The organism is Aquabacterium lacunae, from assembly GCF_004310865.1.
In the GTDB taxonomy this organism is placed as follows: Bacteria; Pseudomonadota; Gammaproteobacteria; order Burkholderiales; family Burkholderiaceae_C; genus Aquabacterium; species Aquabacterium lacunae.
This window is the reverse complement of the sequence record NZ_SIXI01000001.1, coordinates 716,262-736,325: the sequence shown is the minus strand read 5'-3', so window position 1 is coordinate 736,325 and position 20,064 is coordinate 716,262. Positions and strand designations below refer to the sequence as shown.

At 66.1% G+C, this 20,064-nt stretch carries 15 protein-coding genes; 5 read left to right on the top strand and 10 right to left on the bottom strand.

Annotated elements, in window-relative coordinates; all coding sequences use genetic code 11:
* Nucleotides 1–25: 25 nt before the first annotated feature.
* A complete protein-coding gene (locus tag EYS42_RS03185; RefSeq protein WP_130966383.1) occupies nucleotides 26–871 on the bottom strand; it encodes a GNAT family N-acetyltransferase in 846 nt (281 codons plus the stop codon).
* A 231-nt stretch (nucleotides 872–1,102) separates the two neighbouring features.
* Here EYS42_RS03185 and ptsP point away from each other — a divergent pair, with 231 nt between their 5' ends.
* Nucleotides 1,103–2,902: a phosphoenolpyruvate--protein phosphotransferase gene (gene ptsP / locus EYS42_RS03180; RefSeq protein WP_130966382.1), complete on the top strand. Its 1,800-nt coding sequence runs from the start codon at nucleotides 1,103–1,105 to the stop codon at nucleotides 2,900–2,902.
* A gap of 13 nt (nucleotides 2,903–2,915) precedes the next feature.
* On the opposite strand, the gene EYS42_RS03175 is transcribed toward ptsP, so the two are convergent.
* Both EYS42_RS03175 and EYS42_RS03170 read right to left on the bottom strand, forming a co-directional pair.
* Complete coding sequence (locus EYS42_RS03175) at nucleotides 2,916–3,677, bottom strand: lipase secretion chaperone (RefSeq protein ID WP_165456616.1); 762 nt, start codon at nucleotides 3,675–3,677, stop codon at nucleotides 2,916–2,918.
* Between the two features lie 66 nt (nucleotides 3,678–3,743).
* A complete protein-coding gene (locus tag EYS42_RS03170) occupies nucleotides 3,744–5,687 on the bottom strand; it encodes an ATP-binding cassette domain-containing protein (RefSeq protein ID WP_130966380.1) in 1,944 nt (647 codons plus the stop codon).
* 539 nt (nucleotides 5,688–6,226) lie between these two features.
* On the opposite strand from EYS42_RS03170, the gene EYS42_RS03165 reads away from it, so the two are divergent.
* Nucleotides 6,227–7,897: a sensor histidine kinase gene (locus EYS42_RS03165; RefSeq protein WP_165456615.1), complete on the top strand. Its 1,671-nt coding sequence runs from the start codon at nucleotides 6,227–6,229 to the stop codon at nucleotides 7,895–7,897.
* Entirely contained in the window at nucleotides 7,894–8,658 is a 765-nt protein-coding gene (locus EYS42_RS03160; RefSeq protein WP_130966378.1) for a response regulator, read from the top strand. The genes EYS42_RS03165 and EYS42_RS03160 overlap by 4 nt, the downstream gene beginning before the upstream one ends.
* On the opposite strand, the gene gshB is transcribed toward EYS42_RS03160, so the two are convergent.
* The 6 genes from gshB to EYS42_RS03130 all read right to left on the bottom strand — a co-directional run bounded on the left by gshB (nucleotide 8,627) and on the right by EYS42_RS03130 (nucleotide 16,169).
* Nucleotides 8,627–9,580: a glutathione synthase gene (gene gshB, locus EYS42_RS03155; protein WP_130966377.1), complete on the bottom strand. Its 954-nt coding sequence runs from the start codon at nucleotides 9,578–9,580 to the stop codon at nucleotides 8,627–8,629. The two genes, EYS42_RS03160 and gshB, sit on opposite strands and share 32 nt — an antisense overlap.
* A gap of 8 nt (nucleotides 9,581–9,588) precedes the next feature.
* A complete protein-coding gene (locus tag EYS42_RS03150) occupies nucleotides 9,589–10,782 on the bottom strand; it encodes a benzoate/H(+) symporter BenE family transporter (protein ID WP_130966544.1) in 1,194 nt (397 codons plus the stop codon).
* A 4-nt stretch (nucleotides 10,783–10,786) separates the two neighbouring features.
* The gene (locus tag EYS42_RS03145) at nucleotides 10,787–12,673 is read right to left on the bottom strand and encodes a potassium transporter Kup (protein ID WP_245503476.1); all 1,887 of its coding nucleotides are present in this window, start codon (nucleotides 12,671–12,673) and stop codon (nucleotides 10,787–10,789) included.
* A gap of 93 nt (nucleotides 12,674–12,766) precedes the next feature.
* Nucleotides 12,767–14,062: a glutamate--cysteine ligase gene (gshA, locus tag EYS42_RS03140; RefSeq protein ID WP_130966376.1), complete on the bottom strand. Its 1,296-nt coding sequence runs from the start codon at nucleotides 14,060–14,062 to the stop codon at nucleotides 12,767–12,769.
* A 202-nt stretch (nucleotides 14,063–14,264) separates the two neighbouring features.
* Nucleotides 14,265–15,800 carry an ammonium transporter gene (locus tag EYS42_RS03135; protein WP_130966375.1) on the bottom strand — a complete coding sequence of 512 codons (1,536 nt, stop codon included), beginning with the start codon at nucleotides 15,798–15,800 and terminating at the stop codon, nucleotides 14,265–14,267.
* A gap of 30 nt (nucleotides 15,801–15,830) precedes the next feature.
* A complete protein-coding gene (locus EYS42_RS03130) occupies nucleotides 15,831–16,169 on the bottom strand; it encodes a P-II family nitrogen regulator (protein ID WP_130966374.1) in 339 nt (112 codons plus the stop codon).
* A gap of 332 nt (nucleotides 16,170–16,501) precedes the next feature.
* Here EYS42_RS03130 and EYS42_RS03125 point away from each other — a divergent pair, with 332 nt between their 5' ends.
* A complete protein-coding gene (locus EYS42_RS03125; RefSeq protein ID WP_130966373.1) occupies nucleotides 16,502–18,067 on the top strand; it encodes a YifB family Mg chelatase-like AAA ATPase in 1,566 nt (521 codons plus the stop codon).
* A gap of 95 nt (nucleotides 18,068–18,162) precedes the next feature.
* Nucleotides 18,163–18,801: a copper chaperone PCu(A)C gene (locus tag EYS42_RS03120; RefSeq protein ID WP_130966372.1), complete on the top strand. Its 639-nt coding sequence runs from the start codon at nucleotides 18,163–18,165 to the stop codon at nucleotides 18,799–18,801.
* Between the two features lie 72 nt (nucleotides 18,802–18,873).
* Here the strand turns inward: EYS42_RS03120 and lapB are convergent, their stop codons facing one another.
* Nucleotides 18,874–20,037 carry a lipopolysaccharide assembly protein LapB gene (gene lapB / locus EYS42_RS03115; protein WP_130966371.1) on the bottom strand — a complete coding sequence of 388 codons (1,164 nt, stop codon included), beginning with the start codon at nucleotides 20,035–20,037 and terminating at the stop codon, nucleotides 18,874–18,876.
* Nucleotides 20,038–20,064: the final 27 nt, after the last annotated feature.

Here is a 20,064-nt window from a genome sequence, read left to right as displayed (position 1 = left end):
GCTGAGGGCCGGGCGGTGTGCTGCGTCAGGCGCCCAGGAAGTGGCGGCGGTAGCGGGCCGGCAGGTCGGCAATGCGCATCAGCATGGGCAGGTCGGCCGTGTGGAAGTCGGGGTCCCAGGCCGGGGCGCCCAGGATCTTGGCACCCACGCGCAGGTAGCCCTTGATCAGGGCGGGCGGCTCGACCTGCAGATGGCGCTCCAGCTCGTCCACCGGCAGGGCCAGGCGCGGGCGCACCTGCCATTCGATGGGGGCCAGGTGGGTCTGGCGCAGCTGCTCGTACAGGCTGGCGGCCACATGACCACCATCACGCATGCTGATGCTGGCGCAACCCACCATGGTGTCCAGGTCGTTGCGCACCATGAACTCGGCCAGGGCGCCCCACAGGGCCATGATCACGCCGCCCTGGCGGTGCTCGGGGTGCACGCAGGAGCGGCCCAGTTCCACCATCTTGGCGCGCAGCGGGCGCAGGCGGGTCAGGTCGAACTCGGTTTCCGAGTACAGGCCGCCCACGCGGCGGGCGGCTGCTGGGGTCAGCACGCGGTAGGTGCCGATCACTTCGCCAGGCTCACCCGTTTCGTCCTTCAGTCGCACCAGCAGGTGTTCGCAGTAGGGGTCGAACAGGTCGATGTCGTGGCCGGCCGGGCTGCCGGGGGGCACGGTCAGGCGCGCGCCCATTTCTTCGGCAAAGACCTTGAACCTCAGGCGTTGTGCCGCACGAACATCTTCCTCAGTGCGTGCCCAAACGACTTCCAGGCCCTGGGTTTGTTCGTCGGAGCGGCCGTGAAGTGACCTCCGGTTCAGCGTGGCGCTGCGCGAGATCGAGGGGGTCAGCTCGGACAGCGGCAGGGTGGGCAGAGGCAGGTCCCGCATGGCATCTCCATTGGGTGTGTCGTTCGTGATGCCTCGCAGTCTCGGCAGTGGCCGTGACCGGGCCATGACGCGTCTGTGTCAGATCCATGACGTGGACTGATCACGCCAGCCCGGTGGGGTGGCCATCAGGCACCGCCTGGCGGGCCTGGATCGTGTGCCTTTGACGCAGGTCGAACGCCCCTGGACAAATCCTGAAACCTGTGCCCGCCTCAGGCTGTTACGATTGACCGCATGAGCATCCAGATCTTCGGTTTGCCAGTGTCGCGGGGGGTGGCCATCGGCCGAGCGGTGCTGGTGGCGTCCGGCCGCGTGGACGTGCCGCACCATTTCATCGACCCGGCGCGGGTCGAGGCCGAAGTCACTCGCCTGCTCACCGCCCGCGACGTGGTCAACGACGAGTTCGACCTGCTCAAGCGCGACCTGCCTTCTGACGTGCCCACCGAACTGGCCGCCCTGCTGGACGTGCACCAGATGCTGCTGCAGGACGAGGCCCTGATCGGCGCGGCCTCCGACTGGATCATCGAGCGCCACTACAACGCCGAGTGGGCGCTGTCGGCCCAGCTGGAGGTGCTGGCGCGCCAGTTCGACGAAATGGAAGACGCTTACCTGCGCGAGCGCAAGGCCGACCTGGAGCAGGTGGTCGAGCGCCTGCTGCGCTGCCTGGGGCGTGACGAGACCGCTGCGGCCACGGCCGCCTCGGACATGGCGCAAAGCGATTTCGGCGGCGACGAGCCTCTGGTGCTGGTGGCCGCCGACATTTCGCCGGCCGACATGATCCATTTCAAGCGCAGCGTGTTCACCGGCTTCGTGACCGATGTGGGCGGCAAGACCTCGCACACGGCCATCGTGGCGCGCAGCATGGACATCCCGGCCGTGGTGGGGGCCCGCCAGGCCAGCAACCTGATCCGCCAGGACGACTGCATCATCATCGACGGTGACGCCGGTCTGATCATTGTCGATCCGTCGCCCATCGTGCTGGAGGAGTACCGATTCCGCCAGCGCCAGAGCGAGCTGGAGCGTTCGCGTCTGGCCCGCCTGCGCCACACGCCCGCCGTCACGTTGGATGGCGAGCGCATCGAGCTGCTGGCCAACATCGAATTGCCTGAAGATGCCGAGCCGGCCCTGGAGTCGGGAGCGGCGGGCGTGGGCCTGTTCCGCAGCGAGTTCCTGTTCATGGGGCGCGGGGACAACCTGCCCGACGAAGAGGAGCAGTACAACGCCTACCGCCGTGCGGTGGAGGGCATGAAAGGCCTGCCGGTCACCATCCGCACGGTCGATATCGGGGCCGACAAGCCGCTGGAAGGCATGACGCCCAGCGAGCTGCGCCACGAATCGGTGTTGAACCCGGCATTGGGCCTGCGGGCCATTCGCTGGAGCCTGTCAGAGCCCAGCATGTTCCGCCGTCAGCTGCGAGCGCTGTACCGTGCAGCCGCGCATGGGCCGGTCAAGGTGCTGATTCCCATGCTGGGCAGCCTGCAGGAGATCCGCCAGACGCTGGAGCAGATCCACCATGTGCAGCGCCAGCTGACCGAATCGGGCAAGGTGTGGGCACCGTGCGAGCTGGGCGCCATGATCGAGGTGCCTGCCGCAGCCATGACCCTGCCATTATTCCTGCGCCACTTTGATTTCCTGTCGATCGGCACGAACGACCTGATCCAGTACACCCTGGCCATTGACCGGGCCGATGAGGCCGTGGCCCATCTGTACGATCCCTGGCACCCGGCGGTGCTGCAGTTGCTGGCCAACACCATTGCACAGGCACGTGCGGCCGGCAAGGGGGTGAGTGTGTGCGGCGAAATGGCCGGTGACCCGGCCTTCACCGAGCTGCTGCTGGGCATGGGGCTGCGCAGTTTCTCGATGCACCCCACGCAGGTGGCGTCGGTCAAGCAGCGCGTGCTGCGGGTGGACACCCGCCGCATGCAGGCCATCGTGCCCGATGTGCTGTCGGCCGACGAGCCCGAGCAGGCCTGTCAGCAGCTGCTCTCCAGCATGGGCGCCAGCCTGGCGCCCAAGGTGGCATCAGCCGCCTGAAGCGACATCCGTTTCACTGCGGGGGAAGCAGCACCTCGGTGGCCTTGGCCCTCATGCCATCGGGCAACCCGGCGATCATCTTTTCCAGGCGTGAGCGGCGTTCTTCTTCGCTCAGCTTGCCTTCTGGGTCGATCGATTGCGCACGCAACAGAAAATCAGCCCAGCCCTCTTCTTCTGCAAACAGCGCATTGGCGGTCTGTGTGTCGAAGTGCTGACGTCGGATGGTCTTGAGTTGTGCGAACAGCTCCAACGTCTTGCCCTCCGCTTCGGCGTTCGGATTGGCCTTCTTGAGCTGCTCAATGGCCAGATTGACCTGGTTCATGCTGCGCAGCAGTTGCATGGCATGCTGTGCAGCCGCCTTGGGCAGGTCCTTGTTGATGCGGCCTTCCAGGGACTCCCAGTCTTTCGGGCTGGGCCCCTGTGGGAACGGTTCCAGAATCATCACCATCGCATCTTTGGTGCGACTGCTGATGGACAGTTTGCCCTGGGCGTCAATGTCGAACAGGGTGCCCAGCGATCGCTCCCCGTTGACTGCTGCCTGGATGTTGGCCATGTCGGCGGCCATGTCGGCCTCCCGCTGGGTCTGGTCAGGCAATGCCTGTGAGGGTGTGCTTTCGTTGACTGTGGTGGTCGCGCTGGCGGGCATTTCGGCCGAGCTGGAGGAGATGCCACTGTCAGGCCACATCATCCATGTGACACCGGCCACGGCCACGGCTGTACCGGCCAACAGCAGGCCCCAGGGCATTTTTTTCTGTTCGATGTGGATGTTCGACATGGTCAGACAGCTCAGAGCGGTGATGCAACGGTGCGCGATCATGCCACCGTCTGCACCCCTTGCACATCAGCGATTCCCCAAGGCTTCCCAGCGCTCCAGCAGCACCAGCAGCTCTTCGTCGATGGCTTCGAAGCGCTTTTGGCCCTCGTTCACGCGTTGCGGGTCGGTGCGGTAGACCTCGGGGTCAGCCAGCAGGGCCTCCAGGGCTTTTTGTTCGGCTTCCAGTGCGGCGATGCGGCCGGGCAGTTCGTCAAGCTCGCGTTGCTCTTTGTAGCTCAGCTTGCGTTTGGCGGCGGTGGGCTCAACCCCAGCGGCCGGTGCAGGTGCGGGGGACGGTGCGGTGGCCGCGGGCGCTGGAGCTGCCGCCGCTTGGGCCGCGGCCGCACCCGATGCCAGGCCGGCCTTGGCCGCACGGGCGGCTTCGGTCTTCTTCAGCGCCTCGGCACGCAGCGACTGGGTCAGCCAGTCTTCCACATTGCCTTCGTATTCGCGCCACTGGCCGTCGCCCTCGGCCACCAGGGTCGAGGTGACCACGTTGTCCAGGAAGCGGCGGTCGTGGCTGACCAGGAACACGGTGCCCGGGAAGTCGCCCAGCAGCTCTTCGAGCAGGTCGAGGGTTTCGATGTCGAGGTCGTTGGTGGGCTCGTCCAGCACCAGCACATTGGCCGGGCGGGCGAACAGGCGGGCCAGCAGCAGGCGGTTGCGCTCGCCGCCGCTGAGGGTGCGCACCGGTGAGTTGGCACGGGCTGGCGCGAACAGGAAATCCTGCAGGTAGCCCATCACGTGCTTGCGGCTGCCATTGATCTCGATCCACTCGCTGCCCGGGCTGATGAAGTCGGCCAGCGTGGCGTCGAGGTTGAGGTGGTCGCGCATCTGGTCGAAGTAGGCCACCTGCAGGTTGGCGCCCTGGCGCACGGTGCCGCTGTCAGGGGCCAGCTCGCCCAGGATCATCTTGAGCAGGGTGGTCTTGCCGGCGCCGTTGGGGCCGATCAGGCCCACCTTGTCGCCGCGCATGATGGTGCCCGAGAAGTTGCGCACCACGGTGCGGCCCTCGAAGGACTTCGAGATGTCCTCGATGTCGGCCACGATCTTGCCGCCACGGTCGCCCAGCGACACTTCCAGCTTGGCCTTGCCCACCACGTCGCGGCGCTCGGAGCGGGCCTCGCGCAGGTCGTGCAGGCGCTTCACACGGGCCACCGAGCGCGTGCGGCGTGCTTCCACGCCCTTGCGGATCCACACTTCTTCCTGGGCCAGCAGCTTGTCGAAGCGGGCATTGGCCAGGGCCTCGTCGGCCAGTTCGCGCGCCTTCAGGTCCTGATAGGCCGCGAAGTTGCCCGGGTAGCTGCGCAGGATGCCGCGGTCGAGTTCGACGATGCGGGTGCACACGTTGTCCAGGAAGGCGCGGTCGTGGCTGATCAGGATGACGCTGCCCTTGAAGGCGCGCAGCAGGTCTTCCAGCCAGCCGATGGCGTGCATGTCCAGGTGGTTGGTGGGCTCGTCGAGCAGCAGCACGTCGGGGCTGGCCACCAGGGCCTGGGCCAGGGCCACGCGTTTGCGCATGCCGCCTGACAGCTCGCCGATGCGGCGGTTGGGGTCGAGCTGCAGGCGCTGAAGCGTTTCGTCCACCCGCTGCTCCCAGTTCCAGCCGTCGCGGGCTTCGATCTGGGCCATCAGGCTGTCGAGGTCTTCGTCCGGGTCGTGGGCCTCGAAGCGGTTGCGCAGCTCGCGCACTTCCTTGAGGCCGTCGCTCACGGCCTCGAAGATGCTGGCATCAAGGTTGAAGACGGGCTCCTGCGCCACGTAGGTCAGGGTTTTGCCGCGCTGCAGCAGCAGCTCGCCGTCGTCGGCCTTTTCCAGGCCGGCCATGATTTTCAGCAGCGAAGACTTGCCCGTGCCGTTGCGGCCGATCAGGCCGACACGCTCGCCGGTTTCCAGGGAAAACGAGGCGTGGTCCAGGAGGGCCACATGGCCGAAGGCCAGTTGGGCCTGTTGAAGGGAGAGCAGGGCCATGAAATGATCGGGAAAGCGGACAGCAGCGTGGAACCCCGAACGGGGCGAACCCTGGATTGTGAGGGCACCCACCGGCTGAGGGGAGGCAAATGTCCTCGAATCACAGGGCTGAGGGGGTGGCAAGGGCTGCTGACACCCCGACAATGCCGCCCATGCATGCGCATGAACTGACGCACACCCCACAGGGAACCTCTGACGTGCCGAGCCACCGGTGGCCAGGTCGGATGATCGTGCACCTTTTGTTCCTGGTGTTGTTGTGGCTTGTGTTCGTGCTTCCGATGGCGCAGGCCGCCAACACGCCCGCTGCGCATTCGGCGCACACTGAACCCGCGAGCGGTGGGGGGGGCGTGACCGTGTGGCCCCGGCCGGTGCTCCATGCCGTGCAGGTGTCTGACCGGCAAGTGACGGAATTGTCGGAAGCTTGCGTGATCGTGGGCGCGGGCGGACCCGATGGCGTCCCCCCACCCGACACGGCCAATTGGTTGCATGTTCGTCTGCCTCATCTTTGGCAGCAGACGCACCCGCAACATGAGGGCACGATGTGGTATCGGTTCAAGGTGCGCATGCCGCAGGTGCCCTCTCAGCCCTGGGCCGTGTACTTGCCTCGTGCGGTGATGAATGCCCAGGTGTGGGTGAACGGGCAACCCATGGGTTACACAGGCTCGCTCGAAGAGCCCGTCACCCGCAACTGGTATGTGCCCTTGATGACCACGGTGCAGCCGAGCCAATGGCGCGAAGGTGACAACGTGGTCCATGTGCGCGTGGTCAGCGGCTACGTGTCGCGCAATGGCCTGTCTCCCATCCAGGTGGGCCCCTTGTCGATGCTGGCCAGCACGTACAAGTTGCGTTACTGGGTGCAGATGGAGGGCGTGCAGGTGGCCAATGTGGCTCTGGCGGCATTGGGCGTGTTCATGCTGATCGTGTGGCTGCGCGACCGCGAACAGGATGCCGTGGGCTTCATGGGCCTGTCGGCCCTGGGTTGGGCCCTGTCCTGCATGATGGGGGTGACGCCGAACCCCTGGTTGCCCACCTACCCCTGGGAAACCCTTTGCTACACCTTGTGGGTGGTGTCGCAACTGCTGCTGTGTCTGTACTTCTTCCGGTTCGCCGGCGTGCGCCGCCTGTGGATCGACGCCATTGTGTACACGCTCATGGTGGCCATTCCCGTGTACGGCGCGGTGGCACCACGCTACTGGATGAGCACCGTGCTGTACGGCACCATCTACCTGGTGGCCATCTGGAGCATGAGTGTGGCCCTCTGGCATGTGCTGCGTTACCGTCGCAAGGACGGCCAGTGGTTGATCACGGGCGTGATGGCCCTGCTGCCGTCGGGCGTGCACGACATCATGATCATGGCCAATCAACTGCCCTTTGACTCGGTGTACTGGCTGTTCTATACGGGCCCGCTCACCATGATCTGTTTGACCGTGATCGTGGCCGGCGACCATGCACGTTCACGCCGCGCGCTCAATGACTTGAACCGCAACCTGGCTCAGCGGGTGGCTGAGCGCGAGCAGGCCCTGCGGGAAAGCTTCGAACGTCTGGCGGCGCTGGAGCGGGCTCAGGCCGTGTCGGCCGAGCGCAGCCGCATCCTCAAGGACATGCACGACGGGGTAGGGGCTCACCTGACGTCAGCGCTTCGGCTGTTGCAGACCTCCCAGAAAAGCAACGACCGACTGGACGTGCCCATGGTGACGCAGACCCTGCGCGATTCGCTTGACCAGCTGAAGCTGTCGATCGATGCCCTGTCGCTGCAGCCCGGCGATGTCGAGGGTCTGCTGGCCAGCTGGCGCTTCCGGCTGGCGCCCCGCCTGCGCGCGTCGGGCATCGAGCTGATCTGGGACGTTGAACGCTTGCCGGCGTGGCCGCATGGTCAGCCGCCCGAACTGCGGCAGTTGCAGTACATCCTGTTCGAGGGCCTGTCGAACGTACTGCAGCATTCGGGTGCCACGCGCCTGGTGCTTTCTGCCCGTGATTTGGGTCACCACATCCGTGTCAGCCTGATCGACAACGGCAATGGCTGGCAGGGCACAGGTGGCTACGAAGGTCAGGGGCTGCACACCATGCGCAGCCGTGCGCAGCAGGTGGGCGCGCGCATGGAATTCCTGCCCGCCAGCAATGGTGGCCTGGAACTTCGCATCAGCCTGCCACTGCTGGCAGCTGAACAGCCTCACGCCAGCCCTCGGCCTGATTTATCCTCTGCAGCATGAATGCAGTACCCATCGTCTGGCGCGTGGTGGTGGTCGAAGACGACCCCGACACCCGCCAGTTCCTCGAATCGTGCGTGAAGGACCAGATGCAGTTTGCGCTGGCCGGCTCTTTCGCGTCCTTGCAGCCCGCCCGTGCCTGGTTCGCCCAGCATGAAGCCGACCTCTTGCTGGTCGATCTGGGTCTGCCCGATGGCAGCGGCCTGCAACTCATGCGCGAGGTGCAGCAGCGCTGGCCCCAATGCGACATGCTGGTGGTGTCCATGTTCGGCGATGAGGAAAATGTCGTGGCCAGCATCGAGGCGGGTGCCGTGGGCTATGTGCACAAGGACGACGAGGCCGCCGATATCGCCCAGACGCTGCTGGCGGTCAAGCAAGGTGCTTCGCCCATCTCCCCCATGATCGCTCGGCACCTGCTGCGCCGTATGCAGCCCCACATGCCGACGCGGACGCCACTGCCTTCTGAACCAGGTGTGGCCATGTCAAACGACAGCCACTTGCAGGCGCTTGGCCACGAGCCGGTCAACGACCCCACGGTCAGCCTGACCAAGCGCGAGCAGGAAGTGCTGGAGTACATCGCCCGCGGCTTTTCGTATGCCGAGATCGCGCGCCTGCAGGGCATCACCGTGCACACGGTGCAAACCTACATCAAGAAGCTGTACGGCAAGCTGGCCGTGCACTCACGCAGCGAGGCGGTCTACGAGGCCAACCGCCTGGGCCTGCTGACCACCTTCAGCCAAGGCGTCGCTTCAGGGCATCGATGAACTGACGGGCCACGTCGTGGCCGGTCTGGTCGGTGATCTCCTGGAAGCAGGTGGGGCTGGTCACGTTGATCTCGGTGAGGTGCTCGCCGATGATGTCCAGGCCCACCAGCAGCAGCCCGCGGCGGGCCAGTTCGGGGCCCAGGGCCTCGGCAATTTCGCGGTCGCGTTCTGTCAGCGGGCGTGCCTCGCCCACACCACCAGCGGCCAGGTTGCCGCGCACTTCGCCGCCTTGCGGAATGCGGGCCAGGCAGAAGGGCACGGGCTCGCCGTCGATCAGCAGCACGCGCTTGTCGCCTTGCACGATGGCCGGCAGGTAACGCTGGGCCATGATGGTGCGGGTGCCTTGCTCGGTGAGCGTTTCCAGGATGCTGCCCAGGTTCAGGCCGTCGTCTTTCACGCGGAAGATGCCCATGCCGCCCATGCCGTCCAGCGGCTTGAGGATCACGTCGTGGTGTTCGGCGTGGAAGGCCTTGAGCGCGGCCATGTCGGGGCTGACCAGGGTGGGAGAGATGAACTGCGGGAACTCGAGAATGGCGAGTTTTTCCGGATGTTCGCGCAAGGCTTGCGGCTTGTTGAACACGCGTGCACCTTCGCGTTCGGCCTGGCTCAGCAGGTGCGTGGCGTACAGGTACTCGGTGTCGAAGGGCGGGTCTTTGCGCATGACCACGGCGCTGAAACTGTTCAGTGCACGCGTGGCCTGCTGCTGCACGGTGTACCAGGCGTCGGCATCGCCGGTCAGCTCGATCTGCTGCACGTCGGCCACCACGCTACCACCTTGCTGCCAGCGCAGGCTGCGGGCCTCGCAGGCCCACACGGCCATGCCCTGGCGACGTGCCTCGCGCATCATGGCGAAGGTGCTGTCCTTGTAGGTCTTGAAGGTGTCGAGCGGGTCGGCAACGAACAGGAGGGCGGTGGCGGTCATGGCTGAAATCAGGGGCTGAGGTTGCCGTCGGGCTTGGGGGCCTTGTAGTGTTCCACGAACAGCGAAAGGCTGCCGGCCACCAGGCCCCAGAAGGCCGAGCCCACGCCCCACAGGGTCACGCCCGACAGGGTGACCAGGAAGGTGATGAGGGCGGCCTCGCGGTGGCTGTCGGCCTTCAGGGCCGTGGCCAGGCCCGAGCCGATGGTGCCCAGCAGGGCCAGGCCGGCCACGCCCATCACCAGCGTGCCCGGAAAGGCCGACAGCAGCCCCGCCACGGCGGCACCGGCGGCGGCCATCAGCAGGTAGAACAGCCCGGCCATGACGGCGGCGGTGTAGCGTTGTGCAGGGTTGCGGTGCGCGTGGGGGCTCAGCACGATGGCCGCCGTGATGGCCGCCAGGTTGAAGGCGTAACCGCCGAACGGGGCCAGCACCAGCGTGCCCAGCCCGGACCAGCTCATCAGCGGCGATACCGGCGCCTCGTAGCCCGCCGTGCGGATGGCCGCCACGCCGGGCACGGCCTGCGAGGCCATGGTCACAATGAACAGGGGCAGGCCCATGCCCAGCACGGCCTGCCACGACCAGTGTGGCGCCACGAACACCGGCTGCGCCCAGGCCCAGCCCAGGGTGTCGGTGTGCACCAGGCCTTGCTGCCAGGCCACCAGCACACCGGTGGCCAGCACACCCAGCACCGCATAGCGGGGCCACAGGCGCCGGCCCAGCAGGTAGCTCAACAGCATCAGCACCACCAGCAAGGTGTGCGTGGCGGCGCCCGCAAAGGCCAGCAGCGCGAACTTGGCCAGGATGCCGGCCAGCAGGGCCGCGGCCAGCGCCACCGGGATGCGGTTCATCAGGCGCTCGAACGCACCGGTCAGGCCCGACAGGGCCATCAGCCCCCCGCACACCATGAAGGCCCCCACGGCTTCGTGCAGGCTCACGCCCTGGGCGGCCGAGGCGATCACGGCTGCGCCCGGGGTGGACCAGGTGATCAGCACCGGGATGCGCAGCCACAGCGACAGGGCGATCGAGCCCACGCCCATGCCCAGCCCGAGGGCCCATACCCAGGACGACACCTGCTCGGGGCTGGCCCCCAGCGACGTGGCCGCGTGAAACACCAGGGCGATGGTGCTGGTGAAGGCCACCAGCACCGCCACGAAGCCTGCGGACACCGCCGCCAGGCTGGTGTCCTTCAGGACCTGGCGCAACACGTCAGATCTCCACCTTCGAGCCCAGTTCGACCACGCGGTTGGTGGGCAGATTCAGGAAGTCGGCCACACCCGCTGCGTTCCGGTGCATGCCTGCGAACAGCTTTTCGCGCCAGGGCAGCATGCCGCCACCGATGGTGGGGATCACGATGTCGCGCGACAGGAAGTAGCTGGTCTGCATGTCGTCCAGCTGCACACCCTTGGGTTGCAGCAGCTTCAGGGCTTCGGGCACATCGGGCTCGTTCTTGAAGCCGAAGTGCAGCATCACCTGCCAGCAGTTGTTGCCCAGGTCCTCCACTTCCACGCGTTCGGCATCCGAGATGTAGGGCACCTCGTGCGACCGCACGGTCACGAACAGGTTCTGCTGGTGCAGCACCTTGTTGTGCTTGAGGTTGTGCAGCAGTGCGTTGGGTGTGGTGCCGGCGTCCGCATTGAGGAACACAGCCGTGCCCTCCACGCGAAGCGGCGGGCTGCAGAACACCGCGTCCAGGAAGGGGCGCAGCTCGATGGCGTCCGAGCGCAGGCGCTCGCTGAGCAGGTGGCGACCGTCGCGCCAGGTCATCATCAGGGTGAACATGACCACGCCAATCAGCAGCGGGAACCAGCCGCCATCGACGATCTTGATCACGTTCGCACTGAGGAACAGCAGGTCGATCACCAGGAAGAAGCCGGTGGCGGCAAGGCACACGGGCAGGCTCAGCTTCCAGGCATACCGGATCACGAAGAAGGTCATCACGGTGGTGATGAACATGTCGAGCGTGACCGTGATGCCATAGGCTGCAGCCAGCTTGCCGCTGGAGCCGAAGAACACCACCGCCAGCACGATGCACCCGTACAGCACCCAGTTCACGAACGGGATGTAGATCTGGCCGGTTTCCTTTTCGGAGGTGTGCAGGATGCGCAGGCGGGGCAGGTAGCCCAGCTGGATCACCTGCTTGGTGACCGAAAACGCCGCCGTGATCAGGGCTTGCGAGGCGATCACCGTGGCGCAGGTGGCCAGACCCACCAGGGGGTACAGGGCCCAGTGCGGCGCCATTTCAAAGAAGGGGTTGGTCACATTCTCAGGGTGGGCCAGCAGCATGGCGCCTTGCCCGAAATAGTTCAGCGCCAGGGCCGGCATGACCAGGCTGAACCAGGCCAGGCGAATCGGCTTCTTGCCGAAGTGGCCCATGTCGGCATAGAGCGCCTCGGCGCCGGTGGCACACAGAATGACCGAGCCCAGCGCCACGAAGGCCATGCCCGGGTGCTCGAAGGCAAAGCGCAGGCCGTACAGCGGGTTCATGGCGGCCAGCACGGCCGGGTTCTTGACGATGTGGACGATGCCCAGCAGGGCCAGCACCAGGAACCACAGGGCCGTGATCGGGCCAAAGAATTTGCCGATGCCGCTGGTGCCATGTTTTTGCACCATGAACAACGCGGTCAGCACCACCAGCGTGATCGGCACCACGAAGCGTTCCAGCGCCGGGGCTGCCACCTCCATGCCCTCCACAGCGGACAGCACCGAGATCGCCGGGGTGATCACGCCGTCGCCGAAGAAGATGGCCGTGCCGAAGATGCCCAGCGCCAGCAGGCGTTTGCGCAAGGCTGGCTGGTCGGCCACGGCCCGCGAGGCCAGGGCCAGCATGGCGATCAGACCGCCTTCGCCATTGTTGTCGGCGCGCAGGATCAGCGTGACGTACTTCAGGGACACGACGATGGTCAGTGTCCAGAACATCATCGACAGGATCCCGTAGATGCTTTCAGGGGTGAGGGGCAGGTGTCCGTGGTTGAACACCTCCTTGAGCGCATACAGCGGGCTGGTGCCGATGTCGCCATAGACGATGCCGATGGCGGCCAGGGTGAGCGCGGCCAGCTGTTTGCCCTCGATCGAGGCCTGGGAATGAGATTGCACAGGAACTTGTTTCAGCTCGAGAGGTGCACATTGTGCGCCTGTTCTCGCCACAATTTGTTGCACTGCGGCAATCCGCAGCCTCCAGGCGGGGGGTCAGTCGTAGACCTCGGCGTGGGGGTCGGTGGCTTCCATTTCGTAGCTGGCGGCCAGCATGGCCAGGCGGCCCACCACCCCGTACATGTAGAAACGGTTCGGCGCGCTGGCGCCCGGCTTGGCCCCGATCTTGGGCAACTGGGCGGGCTCGGCAAAGGCCAGCGGCACGAAGCTGGCGCCTGGGGCATTGAGGTTCTCGTCCACCCCACGCTCGGCGTGCACGCGGTAGAAGCCGCCCACCACATAGCGGTCGATCATGTAGACCACCGGCTCGGCCACGGCCCCATTGACCTGTTCGTAGGTGGGCACGCCTTCCTGGATGATCACGCGGTTGACCTGCTGCCCATCTTTCACCACGCTCATCTTGTTGCGGGTGCGGCGGTTGAGATCGGCCACTTCTTTCGCATCGCGAACGGTCATGATGCCCATGCCGTAGGTGCCGTTGTCGGCCTTCACGATCACGAAGGGCTTTTCGTTGATGCCGTATTCCTTGTACTTGCGGCGGATCTTGCCGAGCAGCGCATCGACCTGGGTTTCCAGGCATTCGGTGCCGGTGCCTTCCTGGAAGTTCACCTCGTCGCACACGTTGTACATGGGGTTGATCAGCCAAGGGTCCATGCCCAACAGCTTGGAGAACTTCTTGGCCACCTCTTCGTAGGCATCGAAGTGCTGGCTCTTGCGCCGCACCGCCCAGCCCGCATGCAGCGGTGGCAGCAGGTACTGCTCGTGCAGGTTCTGCAGCACTTCGGGAATGCCGGCCGACAGGTCGTTGTTCAGCAAGATGGTGCAGGGGTCAAAGTGCTTGAGCCCCAGGCGACGCTGCGTGCGCACCAGCGGTTCCAGCGTGAGCGTGTCGCCGTCGGGCAGGTTCACCGTGGTCGGCTCGGTGATGGCTTCATCGAGCGAACCCAGGCGCACATTCAGCCCAGCCACCGTGAAGATGCGCACCAGCTGCGCCACGTTCATCAGGTAGAAGGGGTTGCGTGTGTGCCGCTCGGGGATCAGCAGCAGGTTCTTGGCCTCGGGGCAGATCTTTTCGATGGCGGCCATGGCTGCCTGCACGGCCAGCGGCAGCATTTCGGGCGTCAGGTTGTTGAAGCCACCCGGGAACAGGTTGGTGTCCACCGGCGCCAGCTTGAAGCCCGCATTGCGCACATCGACCGAGGTGTAGAAGGGGGGGGTGTGTTCCATCCACTCCAGTCGGAACCAGCGCTCGATGGCCGGCATCGATTCCAGCATGCGCTGCTCGAGTTCATTGATGGGGCCGGTCAGCGCGGTGATGAGGTGGGGAACCATGGGGCACATCGCCCTGGGCGGGCGCTGGAAGTGAAAAGGCCAGTTGATTTTAGGGAGATCGGGGCAAGCCTGCAGGCTTCAAGCCCCACCCATGCACAGCCCCCATGAAAAAAGCCGCCCCGAGGCGTGCTCGGGGCGGCTTGGGGTGGCATGCCGCCACCGGTTCAGGCGCCCGGGTGACGCATCAACCGGGGGGCTCAGATCACTTGTGGTAGGCGGTTTCGCCGTGCGAAGTGATGTCCAGGCCTTCGCGCTCTTCTTCTTCGGGGACACGCAGGCCGATGACCAGGTCCACGATCTTGAAGGAGATGGCAGCGACCACGGCCGACCAGACGATGGTGATCAGCACGCCCTTGAGCTGGATCCACACCTGGCTGGCGATCGAGTAGTCAGCAGCGCTGACCATGGCCACGGTGGTCCAGTCGGCGACCAGCGAGGGGCCACCCAGGTTGGGCGAGTTGAACACGCCGGTCAGCAGGGCACCCAGGATGCCGCCCACGCCGTGCACACCGAACACGTCCAGGCTGTCGTCAGCGCCCAGCAGCTTCTTCAGACCGGTCACACCCCACAGGCAGATCAGACCCGCCAGCAGGCCGATGATCAGGGCACCACCGATGCCGACGTTGCCGGCGGCGGGGGTGATGGCGACCAGACCGGCCACAGCACCCGAAGCAGCACCCAGCATCGAAGCCTTGCCCTTGAGCAGGGCTTCACCCAGGATCCAGCCCAGCACAGCAGCGGCGGTGGCGGCGAAGGTGTTGATGAAGGCCAGGGCGGCGAAACCGTTGGCTTCCAGGGCAGAGCCGGCGTTGAAGCCGAACCAGCCCACCCACAGCAGCGAGGCGCCGACCATGGTCAGGGTCAGGGAGTGAGGGGTGAAGGCTTCCTTGCCGTAACCCACGCGCTTGCCCACCATGTAGGCGCCGACCAGACCGGCCACAGCGGCGTTGATGTGCACCACGGTGCCGCCGGCGAAGTCCAGCGCGCCGTGTTGCCAGATCAGACCGGCCTTGGAGGTCATTTCGGCTGCGACGTCGGCCGAGCTGTAGGCGTCAGGGCCCATCCAGAACCAGACCATGTGGGCGATCGGGGTGTAGCTGAAGGTGAACCACAGCACCATGAAAGCCAGCACGGCCGAGAACTTGATGCGCTCGGCAAAGGCACCCACGATCAGGCAGCAGGTGATGCCGGCGAAGGTGGCCTGGAAGGCAGCGAACACGATCTCGGGGATCACGACACCCTTGCTGAAGGTGGCGGCGTTGGCGAAGGTGCCAGCGGCGTTGTCCCACACACCCTTCATCATGACGCGGTCGAGGCCACCGATGAAGGCATTGCCTTCGGTGAATGCCAGCGAGTAGCCGTAGACGAACCACAGCACCACGATCAGCGAGAAGGTCACCATGACCTGCATCAGCACGGACAGCATGTTCTTGCTGCGCACCAGGCCGCCGTAGAACAGGGCCAGACCGGGCAGGGTCATCAGGATCACCAGCAGGGTGGAGACCATCATCCAGGTGGTGTCACCCTTGTTGGGCGTCGGGGCGGCAGCGGCCGGGGCGGCTTCTGCAGCGGCCGAAGCGGCCTCTTGTGCGGGGGCTGCCGTGGCGACAGCCGATGCGGCTTCGACAGCAGCCGATGCGACTGCGGCTGCAGATGCTGCTGCGTCCTGAGCTTGTGCCGTGCCGAACAGGCCGAAGGCAGCAAGACCCAGCGCGAGCGACGCAATGAGTTTTCTCATGAATTGCCTCTTGGTAGGGGGTGGGGTTGCTTACAGGGCGTCCTTGCCGGTCTCGCCGGTGCGGATGCGGATGACCTGTTCGATCGAGGTCACGAAGATCTTGCCGTCACCGATCTTGCCGGTGCGGGCGGCCGATTCGATGGCCTCGATGACGCGGTCCAGGATGGACTCGTCCACAGCGGCTTCGATCTTGACCTTGGGCAGGAAGTCGACCACGTACTCGGCGCCGCGGTACAACTCGGTGTGGCCTTTCTGGCGGCCGAAGCCTTTGACTTCGGTCACGGTGATGCCTTGAACGCCAATGGCAGACAGGGCCTCACGCACTTCATCAAGCTTGAAGGGCTTGATGACGGCGGTCACCATTTTCATGAGGATCTCCTTCAGTAAGGGGTAACGATGCTGGCCTCCTTGTCTGCACGATCTGTGCCAGTTTGCATGACGAAATCGCATGGGCGTGCACCGAGCTTGGGGCGCGGCCGTGCACCAGTTTTTGCGCGTGCTGCATGCGGCGCACCAATTTGTTGCACCAAATGGGTGCGCAACAGGGGTGCCAAGCTGCTCAGCCATGGCGGATGACCCATTTGCACTGCGCTGGTGCGCACCCCCGAAAGCATGTCCCTGCCCCGAAGAGGGATGTCGGCCGGGGGCGTGCCGCCCACAATCGGCGCCACCCAAGCGATCCAGCAACCCAAGGAGAACCCATGACACTGGCGGTGGTCAAGAGCCGTGCCCTCGACGGTCTGCAAGCCCCCGAGGTGACGGTGGAGGTGCACCTGGCCAATGGCCTGCCCTGCTTCACCCTGGTCGGCCTGGCCGACACCGAAGTCAAGGAAGCGCGTGAACGCGTGCGGGCGGCGCTGGCACATTGCGGTCTGGATTTCCCGCACAACAAGCGCATCACCGTGAATCTGGCGCCGGCTGACCTCCCCAAGGAGTCGGGTCGCTTCGACCTGCCCATGGCGGTGGGCATCCTGGCGGCGATGGGTGAAATCGACGCGGCCCGCCTCTCAGGCTTCGAGTTCGTGGGCGAGTTGTCGCTGGGCGGCGAGGTGCGCCCCGTGCGCGGCGCCCTGGCCATGGCCATGGCCGTGCGGCGTCAGGCGCCGGCCGAGCGGCGAGCCCTGGTGCTGCCCGTGGCCTCGGCCAGCGAAGCGGCCCTGGTCGAGGGGGTGGCGCTGCGGCCTGTGCCGCATCTGGCGGATGTGGTGGCGGCTTTGCGACAGCCCCCGGTGGCCGACTGGCCGGCCGTGCCTGGGTCGGTGGGCAACGCTGGCGGTGTGTGGGGTTCAGCCTTCGACGGTGCCCCTGGGCTTGCGGGGCCCGATCTGCGTGACGTCCGTGGGCAGGGCGCTGCCAAGCGCGCACTGGAAGTGGCCGCTGCAGGCAACCACAGCCTGCTGATGGTGGGGCCACCGGGCACTGGCAAGTCGATGCTGGCGCAGCGGCTGCCTTCGATCTTGCCGCCCCTGACCCCCGACGAGGCCCTCGAATCGGCCGCCGTGCTCAGCCTGGCGGGTCAGTTTCGACCTGAGCGCTGGCGCCAGCGGGTGGTGCGGGCACCCCACCACAGTGCGTCCGGCGTGGCGCTGGTCGGTGGAGGCTCGCCACCCCGCCCTGGTGAAATCTCCCTGGCCCATCGTGGCGTGCTTTTTCTTGACGAGCTGCCCGAGTTCCCTCGCGCGGCCCTGGAGGCCTTGCGAGAGCCGCTGGAAACCGGCCACATTGCCATTGTGCGGGCGGCTCGCCGAAGCGAATTCCCTGCGAGGTTCCAGTTGCTGGCGGCCATGAACCCTTGCCCCTGCGGCCACTTGGGCAACCCGCTGAAGGCCTGCCGGTGCACGCCCGAGCAGGTGGCGCGTTACCAGGCCCGCCTCAGCGGCCCCTTGCTCGACCGCATCGACGTGCAGGTCGAGGTGCCCGCTGTGCCGGCCGATGTGCTGGCTGCCGCACCGGAGGGCGACAGCAGTGCCCAGGTGGCCGAGCGCGTCGGCCGTGCCCGCGAACGCCAATGGCAACGCCAGGGGTGCCTCAATGCCGACCTGAGTGCCGATGGCCTGCTGGCCCATGGCGCCCTGCAGCCCGCAGCCGCACGCTTGCTGCAGCAGGCCTGCACGCGTTTTGCCTGGTCAGGGCGTGGCTACTACCGCGTGTTCCGATTGGCCCGCACCCTGGCCGACCTGGCGGGCAGCGAAGCGGTTGAATCCAGCCATGTGGCCGAGGCCATCCAGTACCGCCGTGCGCTGCAGGCGGAGCAAGTGGCGGCCTGAGTCCCATCGGGGGCTCTGCTCAGGCGCAAGGTGTGTGGGCCCGGGGCGGCTTAGACTGGTGCCCTGGTTTCAGCCTTCCTCATTCTGGAGATTCCATGCGCCAGCCCATTCGCTCAGCCTGCACCACCGTGATCACCCGTGTTCAACCCGCCGCCATGGCGTGGGCTCTGGGGGCCTGCCTGGTGGGTGCGCTGATCTGGGCGGGCGCGCCTGCCCATGCCCAGGCGACTGCCGGTAAAACCACAACGGCCGCCAGGTCGCAGCCGGTGGTGGTGTCTCAGGCCTGGGTGCGCCCAACGGTCAAGGGGCAGCAGGGCACAGGTGGCTACCTGCAGATTCAGGCCCAGGAGGCCGTCACCCTGGTGGGCTTGGCATCGCCCGTGGCGGGCAAGGCCGAACTGCATGAAATGAAGATGGACGGTGACGTGATGCGGATGCGGGCGCTGGCCGAGCTGCCGATCGCCGCTGGCGAGACGGCCACGCTCAAGCCGGGCGGCAATCACCTCATGCTGCTGGACCTCAAGCGGCCCATCGACAAGGGCAGCCAGGTGCCGCTCACCTTGAAGTTCAAGGGCGCCAACGGGCAGGTCTTCGACGTCCAGGTGTCGGCGATGGCTCAGGTGGCTGCACCTGCTGCATCAGGGGGCCAGGCCAAGGTTGGCGGCCAGGGCGGCAAGGGGCACCATGGGGATCACCACGACCACAGTGGGCACGACCACCACCACAAGCACTGAGTGCAGTCCGCGTTTTGACTCAGTGCCAAGTCGAGCGTGGGCAGTCTGTCCTCAGCGCACCGCCAGTCGGTCTCACTGCTCTTCCAGGCGGCGCGGCGGGTAGGTGTCCCAGCCGTGGCAGCCGGGGCACTGCCAGAAGTAGCGCTGGCTTTCGAAGCCACAGGCGGCGCAGCGGTAGCGCTGCAGAGGGCGAGCGGTCTTGATCAGTGATTCCTGCAGGCGCTCAAGCTCGGCATTGCTCAATGACACACCCGTGTTCAGGCGCTCTCGCAGCAAGCCCTGGGCAGCGGTGAGCGAGGGCTCGGTCTGCAGGTGCTGGTGCAGGCGTGCGCGTCGCAAGGTGGCATCACCTTGCAGGCTGTTGGCCGCTTGCAGCACGTCGATCGACGGGGCTTGTCCATACAGCGCGTCGAGCTTGCGCAGGGCCTGCTCTGCCGCCTCGGGTCCTGCAGCCTGGGCCACTTTGGCGTAGTCGCCCGCGATCAGGGCGAAGGCTTCGGGGTTCACGGCCATCAGTTCGTCCCACAGGCGCAGCGCTTCGGCATGGCGTTGCTGACTCACCAGCCGCTGGCCTTGCAGTACCAGCGCGCGGGCGTTCTGCGGCGCGGCCTCTCGGGCCTTGGCCAGCGCCATGTCAGCTTCTTCATGCTGGCCACGGGCGTCGGCTTCCTGGGCCACTTCGCACCAATGGTGCGCAATGCGGGCGGCGAAGGAGCCCGTGCCGGCGGCTTCCAGCTGGCGGGCCACTTCGATGGCCGGCCGCCAGTTGCGCGAGCGTTCGTGCAGGTTCAGCAGGGCCAGGCGGGCGTCGGTGGCAAAGGCTGTGCCTTCCAGGGCCAGGTAGGCTTCTTCGGCACGGTCGAACAGCCCTGCCTTCATGAAGTCTTGTGCCAGGGCGTGCTGGGCGCGTTCGCGTTCCTCACGCTTGAGGTCGGCGCGGGCCAGCAGGTGCTGGTGCACACGGATGGCCCGCTCGTACTCGCCACGGCGGCGGAACAGGTTGCCCAGGGCAAAGTGCAGGTCAGAGGTGTCGGGGTCGTGCTGCACCGCCTCGATGAAGGCGTCAATGGCCTTGTCCTGCTGTTCATTGAGCAGCAGGTTCAGGCCCTTGAAGTAGGCCTGTGGCGAGGCCTTTTCTTCATCGCGCAGCTGGCGCAGGTCATAACGCGAGGCCAGCCAGCCCAGCAGGAAAGCCGCGGGCAGGGCCAGCAGCAGCCATTGCAGATCGAAGTCCATGCGGGCCCCAGAGTGGGTTCAGTGTCA